Annotated in this window: 22 protein-coding genes; 10 read left to right on the top strand and 12 right to left on the bottom strand. The window is 68.3% G+C overall.

Features of this window, described 5'->3' with window-relative positions; all coding sequences use genetic code 11:
• Positions 1 to 21: 21 nt before the first annotated feature.
• The 5 genes from ACEQX1_RS12350 to ACEQX1_RS12330 all read right to left on the bottom strand — a co-directional run bounded on the left by ACEQX1_RS12350 (position 22) and on the right by ACEQX1_RS12330 (position 2,973).
• Positions 22 to 594 (bottom strand): tetratricopeptide repeat protein, encoded by a 573-nt coding sequence (locus tag ACEQX1_RS12350; RefSeq protein WP_370193425.1) that lies wholly within the window; start codon positions 592 to 594, stop codon positions 22 to 24.
• Between the two features lie 278 nt (positions 595 to 872).
• Entirely contained in the window at positions 873 to 998 is a 126-nt protein-coding gene (gene ykgO, locus ACEQX1_RS12345) for a type B 50S ribosomal protein L36 (protein WP_024348905.1), read from the bottom strand.
• A 174-nt stretch (positions 999 to 1,172) separates the two neighbouring features.
• Positions 1,173 to 2,228: a 5-(carboxyamino)imidazole ribonucleotide synthase gene (locus ACEQX1_RS12340; protein WP_370196877.1), complete on the bottom strand. Its 1,056-nt coding sequence runs from the start codon at positions 2,226 to 2,228 to the stop codon at positions 1,173 to 1,175.
• A gap of 41 nt (positions 2,229 to 2,269) precedes the next feature.
• On the bottom strand, positions 2,270 to 2,773 hold the full coding sequence (gene purE / locus ACEQX1_RS12335) for a 5-(carboxyamino)imidazole ribonucleotide mutase (RefSeq protein WP_024348903.1): 504 nt from the start codon (positions 2,771 to 2,773) through the stop codon (positions 2,270 to 2,272).
• Complete coding sequence (locus ACEQX1_RS12330; protein ID WP_024348902.1) at positions 2,770 to 2,973, bottom strand: YdcH family protein; 204 nt, start codon at positions 2,971 to 2,973, stop codon at positions 2,770 to 2,772. Before ACEQX1_RS12330 ends, purE begins: the two co-directional genes overlap by 4 nt.
• Positions 2,974 to 3,181: 208 nt before the next feature.
• On the opposite strand from ACEQX1_RS12330, the gene ACEQX1_RS12325 reads away from it, so the two are divergent.
• Positions 3,182 to 3,358, top strand: coding sequence for a YdcH family protein (locus tag ACEQX1_RS12325; protein WP_035694417.1), 177 nt, complete (start codon positions 3,182 to 3,184; stop codon positions 3,356 to 3,358).
• A 93-nt stretch (positions 3,359 to 3,451) separates the two neighbouring features.
• Here ACEQX1_RS12325 and ACEQX1_RS12320 read toward each other — a convergent pair whose 3' ends face one another.
• Both ACEQX1_RS12320 and ACEQX1_RS12315 read right to left on the bottom strand, forming a co-directional pair.
• A complete protein-coding gene (locus ACEQX1_RS12320) occupies positions 3,452 to 5,083 on the bottom strand; it encodes an acyl-CoA synthetase (protein WP_370196875.1) in 1,632 nt (543 codons plus the stop codon).
• A gap of 93 nt (positions 5,084 to 5,176) precedes the next feature.
• Positions 5,177 to 5,935 (bottom strand): sulfite exporter TauE/SafE family protein, encoded by a 759-nt coding sequence (locus tag ACEQX1_RS12315; RefSeq protein WP_024348900.1) that lies wholly within the window; start codon positions 5,933 to 5,935, stop codon positions 5,177 to 5,179.
• Between the two features lie 236 nt (positions 5,936 to 6,171).
• Between ACEQX1_RS12315 and ACEQX1_RS12310 the strand changes: the two genes are divergently transcribed.
• The 8 genes from ACEQX1_RS12310 (at position 6,172) to ACEQX1_RS12275 (ending at position 13,637) form a co-directional block, all read left to right on the top strand.
• Positions 6,172 to 6,825: a thiamine phosphate synthase gene (locus ACEQX1_RS12310; RefSeq protein ID WP_370194181.1), complete on the top strand. Its 654-nt coding sequence runs from the start codon at positions 6,172 to 6,174 to the stop codon at positions 6,823 to 6,825.
• A complete protein-coding gene (locus ACEQX1_RS12305) occupies positions 6,822 to 7,886 on the top strand; it encodes a tetratricopeptide repeat protein (RefSeq protein ID WP_370194182.1) in 1,065 nt (354 codons plus the stop codon). The genes ACEQX1_RS12310 and ACEQX1_RS12305 overlap by 4 nt, the downstream gene beginning before the upstream one ends.
• Positions 7,887 to 8,091: 205 nt before the next feature.
• Positions 8,092 to 8,655 carry an elongation factor P gene (gene efp / locus ACEQX1_RS12300; RefSeq protein ID WP_009208693.1) on the top strand — a complete coding sequence of 188 codons (564 nt, stop codon included), beginning with the start codon at positions 8,092 to 8,094 and terminating at the stop codon, positions 8,653 to 8,655.
• 70 nt (positions 8,656 to 8,725) lie between these two features.
• A complete protein-coding gene (locus ACEQX1_RS12295) occupies positions 8,726 to 9,547 on the top strand; it encodes an inositol monophosphatase family protein (protein WP_024348897.1) in 822 nt (273 codons plus the stop codon).
• Positions 9,548 to 9,720: 173 nt separating this feature from the next.
• The gene (locus tag ACEQX1_RS12290) at positions 9,721 to 10,770 is read left to right on the top strand and encodes a MotA/TolQ/ExbB proton channel family protein (protein ID WP_024348896.1); all 1,050 of its coding nucleotides are present in this window, start codon (positions 9,721 to 9,723) and stop codon (positions 10,768 to 10,770) included.
• A 2-nt stretch (positions 10,771 to 10,772) separates the two neighbouring features.
• The gene (locus tag ACEQX1_RS12285) at positions 10,773 to 11,801 is read left to right on the top strand and encodes a peptidoglycan -binding protein (RefSeq protein ID WP_024348895.1); all 1,029 of its coding nucleotides are present in this window, start codon (positions 10,773 to 10,775) and stop codon (positions 11,799 to 11,801) included.
• A gap of 172 nt (positions 11,802 to 11,973) precedes the next feature.
• Positions 11,974 to 13,230 (top strand): PQQ-dependent sugar dehydrogenase, encoded by a 1,257-nt coding sequence (locus ACEQX1_RS12280; RefSeq protein WP_370192997.1) that lies wholly within the window; start codon positions 11,974 to 11,976, stop codon positions 13,228 to 13,230.
• 71 nt (positions 13,231 to 13,301) lie between these two features.
• Positions 13,302 to 13,637 (top strand): cytochrome c, encoded by a 336-nt coding sequence (locus ACEQX1_RS12275; RefSeq protein WP_370192995.1) that lies wholly within the window; start codon positions 13,302 to 13,304, stop codon positions 13,635 to 13,637.
• 107 nt (positions 13,638 to 13,744) lie between these two features.
• Here the strand turns inward: ACEQX1_RS12275 and ACEQX1_RS12270 are convergent, their stop codons facing one another.
• Entirely contained in the window at positions 13,745 to 15,550 is a 1,806-nt protein-coding gene (locus ACEQX1_RS12270) for an ABC transporter transmembrane domain-containing protein (protein WP_370193003.1), read from the bottom strand.
• Between the two features lie 230 nt (positions 15,551 to 15,780).
• On the opposite strand from ACEQX1_RS12270, the gene rpmE reads away from it, so the two are divergent.
• Positions 15,781 to 16,002: a 50S ribosomal protein L31 gene (rpmE, locus tag ACEQX1_RS12265; protein ID WP_024348891.1), complete on the top strand. Its 222-nt coding sequence runs from the start codon at positions 15,781 to 15,783 to the stop codon at positions 16,000 to 16,002.
• Between the two features lie 125 nt (positions 16,003 to 16,127).
• Here the strand turns inward: rpmE and ACEQX1_RS12260 are convergent, their stop codons facing one another.
• Genes ACEQX1_RS12260 through ACEQX1_RS12245 form a run of 4 tightly spaced genes read right to left on the bottom strand, consistent with a single transcriptional unit; the run spans position 16,128 to position 19,620 of the window.
• Positions 16,128 to 16,295, bottom strand: a complete 168-nt coding sequence (locus ACEQX1_RS12260) for a hypothetical protein (RefSeq protein WP_169513613.1) — start codon at positions 16,293 to 16,295, stop codon at positions 16,128 to 16,130.
• Between the two features lies 1 nt (position 16,296).
• Complete coding sequence (locus tag ACEQX1_RS12255) at positions 16,297 to 17,631, bottom strand: amidase (protein WP_370196874.1); 1,335 nt, start codon at positions 17,629 to 17,631, stop codon at positions 16,297 to 16,299.
• Positions 17,621 to 19,039: a TRAP transporter large permease subunit gene (locus ACEQX1_RS12250; protein WP_024348889.1), complete on the bottom strand. Its 1,419-nt coding sequence runs from the start codon at positions 19,037 to 19,039 to the stop codon at positions 17,621 to 17,623. The genes ACEQX1_RS12255 and ACEQX1_RS12250 overlap by 11 nt, the downstream gene beginning before the upstream one ends.
• The gene (locus ACEQX1_RS12245; RefSeq protein ID WP_024348888.1) at positions 19,036 to 19,620 is read right to left on the bottom strand and encodes a TRAP transporter small permease subunit; all 585 of its coding nucleotides are present in this window, start codon (positions 19,618 to 19,620) and stop codon (positions 19,036 to 19,038) included. Before ACEQX1_RS12245 ends, ACEQX1_RS12250 begins: the two co-directional genes overlap by 4 nt.
• Between the last annotated feature and the right edge of the window lie 19 nt (positions 19,621 to 19,639).

Genomic DNA, 19,639 nt, shown 5'->3' with positions numbered 1-19,639 from the left:
GCAACGGCCCGGCGGTCTGTCTCAGATCGCCGGGCCGAGCAGTTCCTCGGACAGGCGCCCGGCGGCGTCCTGCGCCGAATCCAGCGCCGGGTAGACGGCGAGGACCCGCAGATAGGTCTCCAGCGCCTGCTCCTTGCGGCCGGTCTGTTCGAGAATCATCGCAAGGCCCATCAGGGCGCCCCAGTGCCGCGGTTCGCGCAGCAGGGTCTGCTCGATATCGACCAGCGACTTGCCCAGCCTGTTCATCGAGAAATTCAGCGTCGCCCGGCGGTTCCACGCCTCCGGATAATGCGGCGCGATGACCAGCGCCTGGTCGAGGAGGTCGAGCGCGGCGGCGTTGTCCTCACGGGTCATGGCGAGGGCGGCGCGCTGCATCAGGAGATCGATGGTGGCGCTGCCGCTGCGGCGCCAATGGCGCTCGATGCGGCCGGCGATGCGGCGGGCGGCGCGTTCGTCGGCCTGTTTGCGCAGATCGGCAAAGAGGCGGTCGAGTTCCTGCTCCGGCGTCTCGTCGGCGACCTGCGGCTCGGCCTCGTCGGCGGCCTCGTCCTCGGCGACGGGGGCGCTGCCGAAGGCGTCGGGATTGTCGGTCATGCCTTCATCGGGCGGCGGAATCACCATGGGCGGCGATTGCGAATCGTCCGGTCCGGGCCGGGGCGCGGCCTCAGGCGGACGATCGGGCTCGATCAGCGACGGCGGCGCGCCATCCTGTGCCAGCGCCGGGACGAGGCCCGGGGCGAGAAAGCAGACACCAAGGGTGAGACAATGAAAAACGCCGCGCATGCGGAGAGGTTAATTCTCCGCAGCGCAGCGTCAATCAGAAACTTCGTGATCGAAGGGGCGGGGACGGGCGAGGCCGGTCCCCAGGGGCATCAGCCCTGGCGCGCCTTGAAGCGCGGTGCCACCTTGTTGATGATGTAGACGCGGCCCTTGCGGCGCACCATGCGGTTGGCGCGGTGACGGGTCGCGAGGGACTTGAGCGAGTTCTTGATCTTCATGACAACACCGGAATGTTAGACGCGAGGATCGGGGCTGGCCGTTCCGCCGCAAAATGATGGGCGCGCCGCAGCGGCACGCCCGGAAAGATTGGTGCCGAGATAGCTTTGCCGGCAGCTTTTGTCAACGCTCCCGGCGCCATTGCGACCGCGCTGTGACGCCCGATTTGCGCTGATTCAGTCCGTCAGCCGGGTCAGATGGCCCATCTTGCGGCCGGGCCTTGCTTCCGGCTTGCCGTAGAGATGGAGGAGGGTGGCGGGCTCGGCGAGAATCGCATCGACGCGCTTCACGTCGTCGCCGATGAGATTCTCCATGACGCAGTCCGAGTGACGTGCGGCGGAGCCGAGCTTAAGGCCGGCGATCGCCCGCACATGCTGCTCGAACTGCGAGACGACGCAGGCCGCCTCGGTCCAGTGGCCGGAATTGTGCACCCGCGGGGCGATCTCGTTGACGAGGATGGTGTCGTCGCCCTGCACGAAGAACTCGACGCCGATGACGCCGACATAGCCGAGCTTGGCGAGGATGCTGGCGGCGACGGCCCTGGCCGCTTCGCCGACCTGCGGCGAGACCCGGCCGGGGACGGTCGAGGTATGCAGGATGCCGAGCCGGTGGACGTTCTCGGCCGGATCGTAGGCGACGACGCTGCCGTCGATGCCGCGCGCCGCGATGATCGAGCATTCGTAGGCGAAGGGCACCTTCTTCTCGAGAATCGCCGGCACGCCGCCGAGGCTCTCGAAGACGTCGGCATGGGGGCCGCCCTTGCGGATCGAGGCCTGGCCCTTGCCGTCATAGCCGAAGCGACGGGTCTTCAGGATGCAGTCGCCGTCGAGCTCGACGAGGGCGTGGCCGAGTTCGGCGACGCTGTCGATCGCGCGCCATTCGGCGGTGGCGACGCCGATGCCGTTGAGAAAGGCCTTCTCGACGACGCGGTCCTGGGCGACTTCCAGCGCCTCGGCCGGCGGATAGAGCGGCACGGCGGTGACGGCGGCGCGGATCTGCTCGACCGGCACATTTTCGAATTCATAGGTGACGACGCTGGTGCGGGCGGCGAGGTCGCGCAGGGCGGCGACGTCGTCATAGGCGGCGACGATCTGCGCGTTGGCGACCTGCGCGGCGGGGCAGCCGGCGTCGGGATCGAGCACGATCACCCGGTAGCCGAGCCGGGCCGCGGCCATGGCCAGCATGCGGCCGAGCTGGCCGCCGCCGACGATGCCGATGGCGGTGTCCGGCATGGCGAAGCGCGCTTCGGCGCCGGGGGCGGGCGGCGTCGTGCTCACGGGGTATCCACTGGTGCGGCGGCGACCGCGTCGGTCTGGGCCTTGCGCCAGGCATCGAGGCGGCCGGCGAGGGCGTCGTCGGACAAAGCGAGCACGCTGGCGGCGAGAAGCGCGGCGTTGACGGCGCCGGCGCGGCCGATGGCGAGGGTTCCGACGGGCACGCCGGCGGGCATCTGGACGATGGAGAGCAAGCTGTCCTGGCCGGACAGGGCGCGGCTTTCGACCGGGACGCCGAAGACCGGCAGCGGCGTCATCGCCGCGGTCATGCCGGGCAGATGGGCGGCGCCGCCGGCCCCGGCGATGACGACCTTGAAGCCGGCGGCCTTCGCGCCGCGGGCGAAATCGTAGAGACGCTCGGGCGTGCGGTGGGCCGAAACGATCTGCGCGTCATAGCCGATGGCCAGCGCGTCGAGCGTGTCGGCGGCGTTCTTCATCACCGACCAGTCGGACTGGCTGCCCATGATGATGGCGACGGGCGGGGAGAGGGCGGCGTCGCTCATGCGCTGATGTCCGGAATGATCTGATCCTCCAGATCCTGCAGGCGGTCCCGGATGGTCAGCTTCTTCTTTTTCATGCGCTGGACCTGCAGCCGGTCGCAGCCGGTTGCGACCATCGCGTTCACGGCCGCGTCGAAATCGGCATGTTCCTGCCGCAGACGCGCCACCTGCAGCCTCAAGGCCGCCTGTTCCTGATCCGCCATTCTGTTCCTTTCAGGCACCGCCGCGTGCAACCGAACCGGGGTCTCGACAATTGTCCAGACAGTCGTGACGGACGATTAGCAAAACCGCCCATCGGACGATAGCGACCGCCGGACCAATCGACAGTGCGACACTCTTGTGACACCGTCGACTGGTTGCTGGCTCCGGTTCGCATTGCGGACCGCGACCTAACTCACGAAGGGAGAAGCCATGTCCTTGGATACCCATCTCGCTACGCTGGAACAACGCCACTCGGCGCTCGACCACGAGATTTCAGCTGCGCTGGTATCGAAACCGGCGATGAGGGATTCGGAACTCCGGGAGATGAAGCGAAAGAAGCTCCAACTGAAGGACGAGATCGAGCGGCTGCGCCAGCCCGCCGGCTGATCTCAAACCTCCCAAGCCATTCCGCCCCGGCACCGGCAACGGTGTCGGGGCGTTTTTCGTCCGGGCCCGGGCCCGGGCGCCGCGCCGCCATTCTCAGCCGATCGCCTTGCGCAGCACGTATTTCTGGATCTTGCCGGTCGAGGTCTTCGGGACCTCCTGGAAGCGGATCTCCTTGGGGCATTTGAAGCGGGCCAGCCGCTCGCGGCAATGGGCGATGAGATCGGCCTCGGTGACGCTGCGGCCGGGCTTCAGCTCGACGAAGGCCAGCGGCGTCTCGCCCCATTTCTCGTCCGGCTTGGCGACCACCGCCGCCGTCGCGACATCCGGGTGCTGGTAGAGCGCGTCCTCGACCTCGATGGAGGAGATGTTCTCGCCGCCCGAGATGATGATGTCCTTGGCGCGGTCCTTCAGCTCGATATAGCCGTCCTCGTGGAGGACGCCGAGATCGCCGGAATGGAACCAGCCGCCGCGGAACGCCTCGGCCGACGCCTCGGGGTTCTTCAGATAGCCGCGCATGACGATGTTGCCGCGGAACATGACCTCGCCGATGGTCTCGCCGTCGGCCGGGGTCTTCTCCATCGTCTCCGAATGCATCACCGCCAGATCCTCCAGCGCCGGATAGCGCACGCCCTGGCGCGCCGTCTTGGCGGCGCGGGCCGGGCCGTCGAGGGCGTTCCACTCGTCCTTCCACTCGTTGACCACGGCCGGGCCGTAGGTCTCGGTGAGGCCGTAGAGATGGGTGACCTCGAAGCCGGCGTCGCGCATGCCCGACAGCACCGATTGCGGCGGCGGGGCCGCGGCGGTGTTGAAGGTGACGGTCTGGTCGAAGTCGCGCTTGTCGCCGGCATCGGCGTTGATCAGCGTCGCCATGACCACCGGCGCGCCGCACAGATGGGTGACGCCGTGATCGGCAAGGGCGTCGAACATAGCCTTGGCCCGGACCCAGCGCAGGCAGACATGGGTGCCGGCCTGGACGGCGAGGGTCCAGGGGAAGCACCAGCCGTTGCAGTGGAACATCGGCAGCGTCCACAGATAGACCGGATAGCGGCCCATGCCGGAGGCGATGACATTGGCGTAGCCCATCAGCGCGGCGCCGCGATGGTGGTAGACGACGCCCTTGGGATTGCCGGTGGTGCCGGAGGTGTAGTTGAGCGAGATGGCGTCCCACTCGTCGTTGGGCATGTGCCAGGCATAGTCCGGGTCGCCCTCGGCGACGAGCGCTTCGTATTCCAGGCTGCCGATGGCCGGCCCCTTGGCGACCGGGGCGTCGGCGGGGAAATCCGGATCGTCGTAATCGACGACGAGGGGCGTGACCTTGGCCTTCTTCAGCGCCTCGGCCATGACGCCCGAGAATTCGCGATCGACCAGCACGACCCTGGCTTCGGAATGGTCGAGCTGGAAGGCGATGATGTCGGCGTCGAGACGGGTGTTGATGGACAGGAGCACGGCTCCGGTCATGGGGACGCCGTGATGGGCCTCGAGCATGGCCGGGGTGTTGGACAGCATCACCGCAACGGTGTCGCCGCGCGCAATGCCGCGCCGTTCCAGCGCCGAGCCAAGGCGACGCGAGCGCGCGTAGAACTCGGCATAGGTCCGGCGCAGGGCGCCGTGGATGATGGCGACCCGGTCCGGATGCACCAGCGCCGCGCGGGCCAGATGGCTCAGCGGCGTCAGCGGTTGGTAATTGGCCGCGTTGCGATCGAGATGCTCGTCGTAGATGCCCATGTGTCCGTCCCGAACTCCCCCGTTTGGGGCTGTTCTATAGAAGATCGGGAGGCGCGCGTCACGGCGGATTGCGCGGAACGCCGGCAGAGAGCGCTAGAAGAACAGCGCCCGGGCGCCGTCGACGATGAGCTTCAGGCCGACCGGCACCAGCACCATGTAGGCGATCCAGTAGAAGGCCTTGGGATCGACGCGGCGCACCAGCCAGACGCCGGCAAGGGTGGCGACGGGCGCCAGCGGCATGAGCACCGCCGAGGTCGCCAGATTGTCGGCGGAGAACTGGCCGAGCAGGAAATACGGGATCAGCTTGACGGCGTTGGTGGAGGCGAAGAACAGCACCGACGTGCCGGCATAGACCGGCGGCGGCAGGCGCAGCGGCATGACCGCGACCTGGAAGGGCGGGCCGCCGGCATGGCTGACGAAGCTGGAGAAGCCGGCGATGGCGCCCCAGCTGAGGCTCTTGGCGGTGTTGCGCGGCCGTGGCTCGAGCTGGTGGCGCGAGCGCCAGAACCATTCGGCCGCGAACCAGAGCGCCAGGAGGCCGATGACGAGGCGGATGCCGTCGGCGGAGACCATGGTGGCGGTGAGATAGCCGAGAAGGACGCCGCCGAAGGAGGCCGGCAGCATGATGGCGATGACGCGGCGGTCGAAGGTGCCGCGCCAGGCGACGAGGCCGACGATGTCCATGGCCACCAGCACGGGCAGCATGATCGCCGCGGCGGTGACCGGCGAGATGACGACGGCCATCAGCGGGACGCCGACCAGCGTCAGCGCGCCGCCGAAGCCGCCCTTGGCCAGGCCCACGAGAAGCACCGCGGGGATCGCGACGAGATAGAACAGCGGGTCGGTGATCACGCGGCGAGCGGCTTCCGGTCGGAGTCGGCAAACGAAGGTGCCGCAGGAGTAGAACCGTCACACCGCCATGGCAACTGCGGGCGATGGCGGCATCCGGCGGGATGCGCCGGGGCATCGGGCCGTGAGCGCGGCCGCGGCACGGCGGATGTTTCCCACCCGGCGAGTGATTTGCTAAAGCCTTTCGCGAAACGGCCGACACGACGATCGGCGCCCGACATGCAAGGTCAAGATTTTCGATGGACACCGAATACATCCGTCCCAGGCTCGTACTCCTGACCACGCCGCTCGGCGACGCGGATGCCGTGACGGCCGTGCAGGCCGCGCTGGCCGGCGGCGACGTCGCCTCGGTCATTCTCGACCCGGCCGGCCGCGACGCCGTCTCCTTCCAGAACCTTGCCGAGAAGCTGGTGCCGATCATCCAGGCGGCCGGCGCCGCCGCGATCGTCGCCGACGACACACGCTGCGCCGGCCGCGTCCAGGCCGACGGCATCCACATGACGTCGGGCGATCCGGCGGAGCTCGGCGAGACCATGGAGCGCTTCGCGCCGAAGCTGATCGTCGGCGCCTCGGGCTTCGAGACACGCCACGACGCGCTGGAAGCCGGCGAATTGCGCCCCGACTACCTGCTGTTCGGCCGGTTCGGCGGCGACGTCGATCCGAACCCGCATCCCAAGAGCATCGCCATGGGCGAATGGTGGGCCGAGATCGTCGAATTGCCCTGCATCGTCCTGGCCGGTTCGGACATCGAGAGCGTGGTCGAGGCCGCGGCGACGCGGGCCGAGTTCATCGCCCTGTCGGCTGCCGTCTTCGCCCTGCCGGAGGCGGCGGGCGAGATGGTGGCGCGGGCCAATGCCCTGATCGACGCCTGGTTCGAAAGCGCGGCCGCATGAGAGCGCCCGAACGAGCGGCCGGCGGGCGGCTTGTCCTTATGGCGGGGCTGGCGGCGCTGATCATCGGCGCCGGGCCGGCCTGGGCCCAGAGCGACGATGCGCCGGGTGAGGCCGCAGCGGCTGATCCGGCGATTCTGGACCAGGGCACGCTGACCGAGGGCGCGCAGGGCGAGGCGCTGCCGGTGCCCGCGGAGGTCGCGCCCGAGACGCCGCCGGCGGAAGGCCAGCAGCCGTCCCCCAGCGATCTCGCCTACGGCGCCTATCAGCGCGGCTTCTACCTGACGGCGCTGAAGCTGGCCGAGCCGATCGCCAATCTCGGCGATCCGGCGGCGCAGACGCTGCTCGGCGAAATCTATTCGCGGGCGCTCGGCGTGCCGCAGGATCTGCAGAAGGCGGCGCACTGGTACGAGGCGGCGGCCAAGGCCGGCAGCGCCGAGGGCCAGTTCCGCTTCGCGCTGATGCTGCTGGACGGCACCGTGGTCGCCTCGGACATCGCCAAGGCGCGCGACCTGATGGCGGCGGCGGCCGAGCAGGGCCTGCCGCTTGCCCAGTACAATTACGCCCAGATGATCGTCCAGGCCTCGCCCTCGGGCGGCTTCGAGGAGGCCTTCGGCTATTTCCAGAAGGCCGCCAATGCCGGCGTCGCCGACGCCCAATATGCCATGTCGCAGCTCTATGAGTATGGCCGCGGCGTGCAGGCCGACAGCGCCGTGGCGCGCAAATGGCTGCGCGCGGCGGCGATCAACGGTCTCGGCGCGGCGCAGGTGGAATTCGGCATCTGGCTGATCAACGGCAAGGGCGGTCCTCCGCAACTCGAGGACGGCTTCCGCTTCCTCAAGCGGGCGGCCGACCGGGGCAATCCCATCGCCATCAACCGGGTGGCGCATCTCTACAAGGATGGGGTGGGGACCGCGCCCGACCGCCTGCAGGCGGCGAAATGGGCGGTGCTCGCCAAGCGGGTGGAAAACTCCGACCCGACCCTCGACGACTTCTTCCGCGGGCTCGATCCGCAGACCCAGAAGTCGGCCCTGGAGGCGGCCAACCGGTTCCGTTCGCGCTGAACGGGACAGCCGAAACCCGCCACGAGGCTTGAATGGCGGGGTAAATTATGGTCTTGAGCCCCGACCCGCAGAGATCGTCAGACGAAGGCATGGAGCCCGGCACCGGCCGGCCGCCCCCTTCCGGCGAGCGAGCCTGCCGATCAATAACGCTGCCGCTGCCGTGCGACCGGATCGTCGCCGACGCGAGAACCCTTCGAGAGCATCGATGAAGATCAACGGAAACGAAATTCGCCCCGGCAACGTCATCGAGCACAATGGCGGCCTGTGGGCGGCGGTGAAGACCGCCCATGTGAAGCCCGGCAAGGGCGGCGCCTTTGCCCAGGTCGAGCTGAAGAACCTGATCGACGGCACCAAGCTGAACGAGCGCTTCCGCGCCTCCGAGACCGTCGAGCGCGTCCGCCTCGAGCAGAAGGACTACCAGTTCCTCTACGCCGAGGGCGAGATGCTGGTGTTCATGGACACCGAGACCTACGAGCAGCTGGAGCTCCAGAAGGACTTCGTCGGCGAGCGCGCGGCCTTCCTGCAGGACGGCATGATGGTCACGGTGGAAAGCCACGAGGACAAGCCGATCGGCATCAAGCTGCCCGACCAGGTGGTGCTGGCGATCGTCGAGGCCGACCCGGTGGTCAAGGGCCAGACCGCGGCCTCGTCCTACAAGCCGGCGGTGATGGAGAACGGCATGCGCGTGATGGTGCCGCCGTTCATCGAGACCGGCGAGCGCATTCTCGTCGACACCAACGAGATCACCTATCTGCGCCGCGCCGACTGAGGCTGAGCCCGAGATTTCCTGACGGCGGCCGCCATCCGGGCGGCCCTCTCTTATTCGACGAAAGCAGACGATGGCCCGATCCGCGCTTCTCCATGTGATGACGCAGGCCGCCATGAAGGCCGGCCGTTCCCTGATCCGCGACTTCGGCGAGGTGCAGAACCTGCAGGTCTCGATGAAGGGACCGGCGGATTTCGTGTCCAATGCCGACCGGCGGGCCGAGGAGATCGTCCACCAGGAACTGTCGCGGGCGCGCCCGGACTGGGGCTTCCTGATGGAGGAGCGCGGCGTCGTCGAGGGCAACGACCCGCAGCACCGCTGGATCGTCGATCCGCTGGACGGCACCACCAACTTCCTGCACGGCATTCCGCAATTCGCCATCTCGATCGGCCTCGAACGTGACGGCCAGATCGTCGCCGGCGTGGTGTTCAACCCGGCGATGGACGAGCTCTACACGGCGGAGAAGGGCGGCGGCGCCTTCGTCAACGACCGGCGCCTGCGGGTCGCGGCCCGCAAGTCGCTGGCGGAAGCGCTGTTCGGCACCGGCACGCCGTTCCTCGGCCATGGCGACCATGCCGGCTATCTGTACGAGCTGCGCCAGATCATGGGCGAGACCTCGGGCGTGCGCCGCATGGGCGCGGCCTCTCTCGACATGGCCTATGTGGCCGCCGGCCGGCTCGACGGCTTCTGGGAGCGCAAGCTGAAGCCCTGGGACGTGGCCGCCGGTTCGATCCTGGTGCGCGAGGCGGGCGGCTTCATCAGCGGCATGAACGGCGCCAAGTTCGACCACGAGATCGGCGACGTGGTCTGCGGCAACGAGTTCATGCGCAAGGCGCTGAGCGACCAGATCGCCCTGGCCGAGCGCAAGCGCACGGCCGCCGCCCAGAACGGCTGAGACGACCGCGGCCGCATCGTCGGCCGGGGCAGACGGCAGGGGACGGCTGGCGGGGCGACGTAACGAGCGTTTAAAAGAGCCGCATTATTCCTTACCTTGCCTTATGGTTCGAGTGAACGCGGGCAGCGGGGTCCGTGCCGTGGACCCGAACCGGCGGAGTTGATTGGAACGCGATGCAGGTCTTCAGATCGTCTACGGACAACACCGGGCGGCCGGATGATTTCGATCCGAACCGGCTGTCGAGCCCCATGGTCTTCCTGTGGTCGATGCTGGTGTTCCTGGCGCTGGCGTCCTTCGTGGCGGCAATCCTCGGCCGGCAGATCTCCACCGCCTTCGCCACCAATCCCGGGCTGAACGGCCTGATCATCGGCGTACTGGCCGTCGGCATCCTGCTGGCCTTCCTGCAGGTGCTGCGGCTGTCGCGCGAGGTCCGCTGGGTCAACGCCTTCCGCGAGGGCTCGTCGGATTTCGACCGGCTGAAGGATCCGGTGCTCCTGGCGCCGATGCGCGGCCTGATCGGCCGTCGCCGCTCGATCTCGCTGTCGACCCATTCGATGCGCTCGATCCTCGATTCGATCGCCACGCGCCTCGACGAGACCCGCGACATCGCCCGCTACCTGATCGGCCTCTTGGTCTTTCTCGGGCTGCTCGGCACGTTCTGGGGCCTGTTGCGCACCATCGGCTCGATCGGCGCGACCATCCAGGGCCTCGATCCGGCTGCCGGCGACACGGCCAGCGTCCTCGACGCCCTGAAGGCGGGCCTCGCCGCGCCGCTGTCGGGCATGGGCACGGCGTTTTCCTCGTCGCTGTTCGGCCTCTCCGGCTCGCTGGTGCTCGGCTTTCTCGACTTGCAGGTCGGGCGGGCGCAGAACCGGTTCTATACCGAGCTGGAAAACTGGCTGTCCTCGGTGACCGATGTCGGCTCCGACATGGTGCTGCCACCGACGGGCGAGGGGGCGCAGGTCGCCGCCGGCGGTTCGGAGCAGTTGCGGCAATTGTCCGAGCAGATCGACAAGATCGCCAAGGACCAGACCACGACGCCGCGCACCAGCGCCGCCATGGCCAATCTGGCCGAGAGCATCCAGGGCCTCGTCACCCACATGCGCAGCGAGCAGCAGATGCTGCGCGACTTCGTGGAGACCCAGGCCGGTGAGCAGCGCGAGTTGCGGCAGGTGCTGGACCGGCTTGCCGGCAGTCTCGGCGACAAGCGCAAGGAACCCTAGCCATGGCGCTGTCGCGCAACCGCAGGAGCGATCGGTCGGTCGATTACTGGCCGGGCTTCGTCGATGCGCTGTCGACGCTGCTGCTGGCGATCATGTTCCTGCTGTCGGTGTTCGTGCTGGCGCAGTTCCTGCTCAGCCGCGAGATCACCGGCAAGGACGAGGTGCTCGACCGGCTGAACAGCCAGATCAACGAGCTGACGCAGCTCCTGGCGCTGGAGCGCTCGACCACCCAGGACAACGAGGACCAGATCGCCAATCTGCGGGCGTCGCTCGCCGGCATCGAGGAGGAGCGCTCGCGCCTGCAGGAGGCGCTGGAATCGGGATCGGGCTCGGCGGCCGCCGCCTCGGCCCGGGTCGAGGGCCTGCAGACCGCGCTCAGCGAGGAGCAGGAGCTGTCGCAGCGGGCCCGCTCGCAGGTGGAGCTTCTCAACCAGCAGCTTGCGGCCCTGCGCCAGCAGATCGGCGCCCTGGAGCGGGCGCTGGAGGTGTCCGAGAGCCGCGACGCGGAAAGCCAGACCAAGATCGCCGATCTCGGCCGCCGCCTGAACGTGGCGCTTGCTCAAAGGGTACAGGAGCTGTCGCGCTACCGCTCGGACTTCTTCGGCCGGCTGCGCGAGATCCTGTCGGATCGCGAGAACATCCGCATTGTCGGCGACCGCTTCGTGTTCCAGTCGGAAGTGCTGTTCCCCTCGGGGTCGGACGTCCTGCAGGAGGAAGGCACCGACGAGATGGCCAAGCTCGCCGAGGCGATCGTCGCGCTCAATCGCGAGATCCCGTCGGACATCAACTGGATCATCCGGGTCGACGGGCACACCGACAACGTGCCGATCTCCGGCGGCCGGTTCGAGGACAATTGGGAGCTCTCGACCGAGCGCGCCGGCGCGGTGGTCAAGTATCTGATCAGCCAGGGCGTGCCGCCCGAGCGGCTGGCGGCGACCGGCTTCGGCGAATACCAGCCGATCGATCCCGAGAACACGCCGGAGGCCCGCGCCCGCAACCGGCGCATCGAGTTCAAGCTGACCGAACGCTGAGCCGAGGCGTCTTCGCGAGCCTCCGAGACGCTGCGACCTTGCGGCGCGCCTCCCGCCGCCATCGGTGGGCGGTGCATGATTGACGATGTCGCGAAGTGCATGCCAGCATCCTGCCCGAGGGGACGGGCACCCCCTCCACAACGATCGCGCCCAGCGCGGCAGGGGAGGAAACATGCACAGGATCCTGATGAGCACGGTCGCCGTGTTCGCACTCATGGCGGTGTCGCCGGCGGCGGCGCAATCCGACGACAACATGAAGAAGCTGCAGGGCATGCAGTCGACCGGCACCTCGATGGATTTCCAGACCATCGACCAGACCGGCGAATATGCCGATCAGCTGCGCAAGAACCTGGAAGCGATCACGCTGCCGGACGGCTTCGAGATCTCGCTGTTCGCGGTGGTCCCCGACGCACGCCACATCGCCGTCGGGCCGCAGGGCGTCGCCACCTTCGTGGGCACCCGCAAGCAGACCGTCTGGGCGATCACCGACCGCGACCGCAACCGGGTGGCCGACGAGGTGAAGCAGTTCGCCCCGTCGATCGACTTCACCATCCCGAACGGCGTCTGTTTCTCCGATGACGGCTTCCTGTTCATCGCCGAGCAGAACCGGGTGCTGGTGCTGCCGGCCGCCGAGTTCTTCTACGAGAGCCCGGACGTCGCCGTCGGCGTGGTGGTGGACAAGGGCGAGCTGATCCCGGCCGCCGAGGAATCCTTCAACCACACCGCCCGGGTCTGCCGGATCGGGCCGGACAACAAGCTCTATGTCTCGCTCGGCCAGCCCTACAACGTGCCGCCCGAGGAGAAGAGCGACCTCTACAAGCGCGAGGGCATCGGCGGCATCGTGCGGATGGAGCGTGACGGCAGCGGCCGCGAGGTCTACGCCACCGGCGTGCGCAATTCGGTCGGCATGGACTTCAACCCGGACAATGGCGAGCTGTGGTTCACCGACAACCAGGTCGACGGCATGGGTGACGACATCCCGCCGGGCGAGCTGAACCGGGCGACCGCGGCCGGGCAGAATTTCGGCTTCCCCTGGTATGGCGGCGGCAGCGTGCGCACCAACGAGTACAAGAACGCCGAGATCCCCGCCGACGTGGTGGCGCCCGAGGTCGAGATGGACGCACATGCGGCCGATCTGGGCATGACCTTCTATGACGGCGACAGCTTCCCGCGGAAATATCGCGGCGGCATCTTCTCGGCCCAGCACGGCTCGTGGAACCGGACCGACCCGATCGGGGCGCGGGTGATGTTCACCTCGCTCAACGAGGACGGCTCGGCCAAGGAGACGGAAGTCTTCGCCGAGGGCTGGCTGTCGGACAGCGGCGAATATATCGGCCGCCCGGTGGACGTGGCGACGCTGAAGGACGGCTCGCTGCTGGTCTCCGACGATCTGGCGGGCGCGATCTACCGGATCGCCTACACCAAATAGGCGTTCCGAACGCCGACAGGGCCGCGCCGGGGGACCGGGGCGGCCCGCCACCCTCCAGACGGATGACCCCCATGACCAAGTTCCTGCCGCGCGGCCTCGCCGCGGCGCTGCTTCTTCTCGCCTCGCCCGCCGCCATGGCCGCGGATCTGGCGGCGGGCAAGGAGAAGGCCGCCATGTGCGCCACCTGCCACGGCCTCGACGGCGTCGCGACGGCGCCCGATGCCCCGAACATCGCCGGCGACAGCGCCTTCTATCTCGCCGAACAGCTCAAGGCGTTCCGCTCGGGCGCGCGCCAGCACCAGCAGATGTCGATCATCGCGCAGGGTCTGGAAGACGACGACATCGCCGATCTGGCCGCCTGGTATGCGGCCATCGAGGTGACGGCGACGATGCCCGAGGTGGATTAGCCGGGACGCCGAGCCTTCGGGGGCGCAAGGTCCGCAGGTCCGCTGCAAAGCCACGACGGATCGCCCGGATGGGACGCGGCGCGCTGCGGGACGCCGCGCCCGCGGGGCTATTCGGCGGCGCCGAGCATCGCGTCGGTGCGGCCGGCCTCGAACTGCAGGCGGGCGAGACGCGCATAGATGCCGTCCTTGGCGATCAGCGAGGCATGGGTGCCTTCTTCGACGATCTGGCCGCCATCGAGGACGAGGATTCGGTCGGCCTTCAGCACCGTGGCGAGGCGATGGGCGATGACCAGCGTCGTGCGACCCTCCATCAGCTTTTCCAGCGCCCGCTGGACGAGGATCTCGCTTTCGGCGTCGAGGGCGGAGGTCGCCTCGTCGAGGAGCAGGATCGGTGCGTCGCGCAGGATCGCCCGGGCGATCGCCACGCGCTGGCGCTGGCCGCCCGACAGGGTGATGCCGCGCTCGCCGATGACCGTGTCGTAGCCGTCCTGCATGGCCTCGATGAAGCCTTCGGCCAGCGCCGAGCGGGCCGCCGAGACCACCTGCGGGCGCGAGGCGTCCGGATCGCCGAAGCCGATGTTCTCGGCCGCGGTCGCGGCGAAGATGGTCACGTCCTGCGGCACCAACGCGATGCGGCTGCGCAATTGCTCCAGATCGGCCGTGCGCACGTCGACACCGTCGATCAGGACGCGGCCGGCATCGGGATCGTAGAAGCGCTCGATCAGCGAGAAGATGGTCGACTTGCCGGCGCCGGACGGCCCGACGATGGCGACGGTCTCGCCGTGCTTCACGGTGAAGGACAGATCGTGGACCGTCGAGACGTCGGGCCGCGTCGGATAGGCGAAGCTGACCCGGTCGAAGACGACCTCGCCGCGCGCTGGCCGGGGCAGGGCGACGGGATCGGCGGGCGAGCGGATGGCCGGTTCCTCGGCCAGGAGCTCGGACAGGCGCTCGGCGGCGCCGGCGGCCTGGGCGATCTCGCCCCAGACCTCCGAGAGCTGGCCCACAGCGCCCGCGGCGAAGACGGCGTAAAGCAGGAACTGGCCGAGCGTGCCGCCGCTCATGGTGCCCTCGGTGACCTGCTGGGCGCCGATCCACAGGACGGCGATGATCGAGGAGAAGATCAGGAAGATGGCGAAGGCGGTCAGAAACGCGCGGGCGCTGACCGAGGCGCGGGCTGCCTGGAAGGCGCGGTCGACGGCGGCGGCGAAGCGGTTGCCGGTGGCGGTCTCGCTGGTGAAGGCCTGGACGGTGCGCACGGCGCCGATCGCCTCGGTGGCATAGGCGGTGGCGTCGGCCAGCGTGTCCTGCGCATAGCGCGAGCGCCGGCGCACCGAGCGGCCGAAGGCGACCAGCGGCACGATGATGACGGGAATCGCGGCGATGACGATCAGCGACAGGCCGGGACTGGTGATCACCATCATGACGACGGCGCCGATGAACAGGATGGCGTTGCGCAGGGCCAGCGACGCGGTGGCGCCGACGACGGACTTGATCTGGGTGGTGTCGGCGGTCAGGCGCGAGACGATCTCGCCGGTCAGCGCCCGGTCGTAGAAGCCCGGCGACAGGCGCGTGATCCGGGAAAAGACATCCTTGCGCAGATCCGCCACGACGCGCTCGCCCAGCGTGATGACGAAATAGTAGCGGCCGGCGCTGGCGATCGCGAGGACGGCGGCCAGGACCACCAGCATGGCGAAATAGGTGTCGATGAAGGCGGTGCTGGGGGCGTCGAAGCCCTTGTCGATCACCCGGCGCACGGCCAGCGGGAGCGAGAGCGTGGTGAGGGCCGCCAGCGACAGGAAGAAGATCGCGCCGGCGACCTTGGCCTTGTAGCGCTTCAGATAGGGAATCAGCCGGGCGAGGGGCTTCAGGTCGCGGCGCTTGCGTTCGGCTTCGCGCTCGCCGGCTGTCATCTGGCGCAAGCCCGCCTCCAGTCATTCTTGCAGTTCATGAACCCGCCGCGCGTACCGCGACGGGGATGGCCTCCGGCTCTTGTGCCGACAGGTGCCCTCATGTATAGGCTCGTCCTCGAATTTGAAAGCGATCGCGCTTTCCAACTCCGCGACATCGAGACCTGCAGGCGGCCCTGTCCGCAGCTGTGTCGGTTTGGCGGGGATCCGGCCAGACCCAAGGATCGAAGGCGATGAAAGACAAAATCCACCCGGACTACCACACGATCACCGTCGTGATGACCAATGGCACCGAGTATCAGACCCGGTCGACCTGGGGTTCTGACGGCGACAAGATGAATCTCGACATCGATCCGACCAGCCATCCGGCCTGGACCGGCGGCAACCAGCAGCTGCTGGACCGTGGCGGTCGCGTGTCGCGCTTCAAGAAGCGGTACGAAGGCCTCGGCATGTAAGACGCCGACACGGCGTCGACATGAAAAAAGCCCGGCCATCGTGCCGGGCTTTTTGCTGTCTGGGGTCCGGAAGCGACGCGCGGCGGGGCCGCGCGACGGTGTGCGGACGTCGCGGTCGACGCGCGTCAGGGCTTCGGCGTCGGATCGTGGAAGAACAGGTCGTAGCCGGCCAGCAGCACGGTCGCCAGGAGCACCAGGCCGAGATCCGGCGACGGCACGTGGACGATGAGAATCAGCAGGAAGGCGCACAGGACGGCGTAGGCCACCAGCGACAGCTTGCGTTCCAGTGTCATGTCAGGCGCTCCCGTTGGTCAGTTGCGTTTCCAGCCAGTGCGCGGTGCGCAGAAGCCGGCCGTCCTCGCCGCGCCGGCCGACGAGCTGGACGCCGATGGGCTGGCCATCGGGGGTCTCGAGCAGCGGCAGCGTCACCGAGGGCACCCCGAGGAAGGTCCACAGGGCATTGAACACATTCTCCCCCTCCGGCGCCACGCCGGGCCGGGCCGGACCGATGGCGGCGGGGGTGAGGATGGCGTCGCAGCGCGACAGCACCGCCTCCAGCCCCGCATAGAGCACGGCGCGCCAGTCGAGGGCGGCGAGGTAGTCGCGGGCGAGGATGGTGTCGCCCTGCTCCAGGAGGGCCGTCAGCTCGGCCGAGACGGCGCCGGGATAGCGCTGGCGCGTGCCGTAGAGGTTCTTGGCGGCCTCGGCCAGCCGGACCCGTTCGGCATGGATCAGGCCATCGGCGAAAATCTCCGGCAGGTCGGCGTCGAAGCAGCGTTCGCCGAGTTCGGCCGCGACCTCGCCGATGCCTTCCTGTGTGAGCGGATCGGCGCGGTCCCACCAGGGCGTACGCACGATCGCCAGCGTCGGCACGACGGGCGGCGTCATGCCGGCCTGGGCAAGGAGCTGCGGATGCGGCGTCGCCTCGGTCGAGGGATCGGCCAGATCGTTGCCGAACAGGCATTCGGCCAGGAGCGCGACGCCGGAGATGCTGCGGGCGCAGACGCTTGGGGCGTCGAGGCTGGGCGCCACGTCGCGGACGCCGCGGCGCGGGATCGCGCCGAAGGTCGGGGTGTAGCCGGTGATGCCGCTGGCCGAGGCGGAGCGGATCAGCGCACCGTCGCCAGCCATGCCGACGCCGAGCGAGGCGGCGCCGCGGGCGACCGCCGTGACGCAGCCGTCGACGCCGGTGACCGGCGCATCGGTGTCGGTCGACGCGACAGCGGGGCCGATGCCGAGTTCGCGCACCGCCGTCTTGCCGGCGATCAGCGCGCCGGCCGAGCGCAGGCGCTCGACGATGGCGGAATCGGCTTCCGGCACGCGGCCGGTGAAGGGGGCGAAGCCGGCGATGGCCGGCATGCGCGCCGCGTCGATCATGTCGTCGACGGCGACCGGCAGGCCGTGCAGCGCGCCGATCGAGCGCAGGCGGCCCCGCTGGGTGTCGAGATGGACGCCCTGGCGGCGGGCGAAATCGGCATCGAACCAGGCGAAGGCGGCGGCCGCCGCCGGATCGCTCTCCACCCTGGCGGCGGCGGCGTCGGTGACCTCCGCCGCGCGCGCGGCGCCCCCTGCCAGCCGCTCGCGCAGGTCGAGCGGCGGCAGGTCGATCAACGAACTCCTAGCGGCCATAGAAGACTTCCGGGAGGTAGTAGACCGACTGCGGGACGAGATAGACCACCGCCATCGCCAGGAACACCATCATCAGGAAGGGCAGGACGCCCTTGAAGATGTCGGTCAGCTTCACGTCCGGCGGCGCGATGCCCTTCAGGTAATAGGCCGACATGGCCATGGGCGGCGTCAGGAACGAGGTCTGCAGGTTCAGGGCAACGAGGATGCCGAAGAACAGCGGATCGATGCCGAACATTTCCAGGAGCGGCAGGAAGATCGGCACGAAGATGATGATGATCTCCGACCATTCCAGCGGCCAGCCGAGCAGGAAGATGATCAGCTGGGCGAGCAGCAGGAACTGCAGCGGCGTCAGGTCGAGGCCGCGGACGAACTCCGAGATCACCTGCTCGCCGCCGAGATAGGAGAACACCGAGGAGAAGATGTAGGAGCCGACGAAGAGCCAGCAGACCATCGCCGTGGTGCGGACCGTCAGATAGACGGATTCGCGCAGCCGCTGGAAGGTGAGGGCCCGGTAGCCGACGGCCAGCAGGATGCCGCCGAGGGCACCGATGGCCGCCGCCTCGGTCGGGGTGGCGAGGCCGAACAGGATCGAGCCGAGAACGGCGAGGATCAGGAAGGCCAGCGGCAGGAACGACGTCAGGATCATGAAGGTCAGCCGCAGGAACGGCACGTCCGGCACCTCGTCCTTGGTCGGGCGCGGGGCGGCGCTCGGCTGCAGGACGGACCGGCCGATGATGTAGACGAGGTAGAGGCCGACGAGGATCAGGCCCGGCAGCAGCGCGCCGGCATAGAGCCGCACGATGGAGACGCCGGAGGCTGCCGCATAGACGATCAGCATGATCGAGGGCGGGATCAGGATGCCGAGCGTGCCGCCGGCGCAGATGATGCCCGAGGCGAAGGACTTGTCGTAGCGCGCGTTCAGCATCGCCGGCAGGGCCAGAAGGCCCATCAGCGTGACGACGGCACCGACGATGCCGGTGGCGGTGGCGAAGAGGGCGCAGGTGATCAGCGCGGCGACGCCCATCGAGCCCGGCATGTTCTTGGACGCGATGTTGAGCGTCGTGAACAGGCGGTCGACGATGTTGGCGCGTTCGACGATGTAGCCCATGAACAGGAACAGCGGGACGGCCGTCAGCACCTCGTTCGCCATCACCGTATAGGTCTGGTTGATGAACAGGTCGAAGACCGTGTTGCTGAAGAACCCGTCTATCCAGAGGGTGAAACTGTCCCAGCTGGAGGCCAGCTCGTCGAGCCGGTTGTAGCTGCGCCACATGCGGTTGGGGTCGAAATAGGCGTAGTAGCCGAAGCCGATACCCATCGCCATGAGGGTGAAGGCGATCGGAAAGCCGAGGAAGACGAGGAAGATAAACAGCCCCAGCATCAACAGGGCGAGTTGCGGGTCACTCATGGATGGGCATCTCTCTCGGCCGCGGTCGCCTTGTTGAGGACGGTGTCCTCGGTTTCCTGAACGTCTTCCTCGGGCCGGATCCATTCACCGCCACGGATGCACTGGATGCAGCGCATCATCTCGGCAATGCCCTGGATGAAGAGGAGGATGCCGGCGGCGACGATGACGGTCTTGAACTGGTAGATCGGAATGCCGGCCGGGCTGTTGACGCTGACCTCGCCGTAGCGCCAGGAGCGCGCGGCGTATTTCCAGCCGGCCAGGATCAGCGCCGTGACGCCGGGAAAGAAGAAGAAGACGTAGAGCACCAGGTCGACCATGGCCTGGGTGCGGGGCTTCCACATCCGGTACAGGAAGTCGCCGCGGACATGGCCGCTGCGCGACAACGTATAGGCACCGCCCATCATGAAGAGCGTGCCGTACATGATGAAGGAGACGTCGAGGGCCCAGGGGGTCGGCGATCCGAGGACGTATCGCACGAAGACCTCGTAGCTCGTCCCGAACGTCATGAGAATGATCAGCCAGGCAAAGGCCTTGCCGAAAGCTGCCGACAGGGCGTCGGCAAAACGAATGAATGCGATCATGGACTCCCGATCCTCGTAC

The sequence above is a fragment of the Aurantimonas sp. genome (genome assembly GCF_964217435.1).
GTDB classification, from domain to species: domain Bacteria; phylum Pseudomonadota; class Alphaproteobacteria; order Rhizobiales; family Rhizobiaceae; genus Aurantimonas; species Aurantimonas coralicida.
Note: the sequence above shows the minus strand (reverse complement) of the source record. Positions and strands in the feature narration are given on the sequence as shown.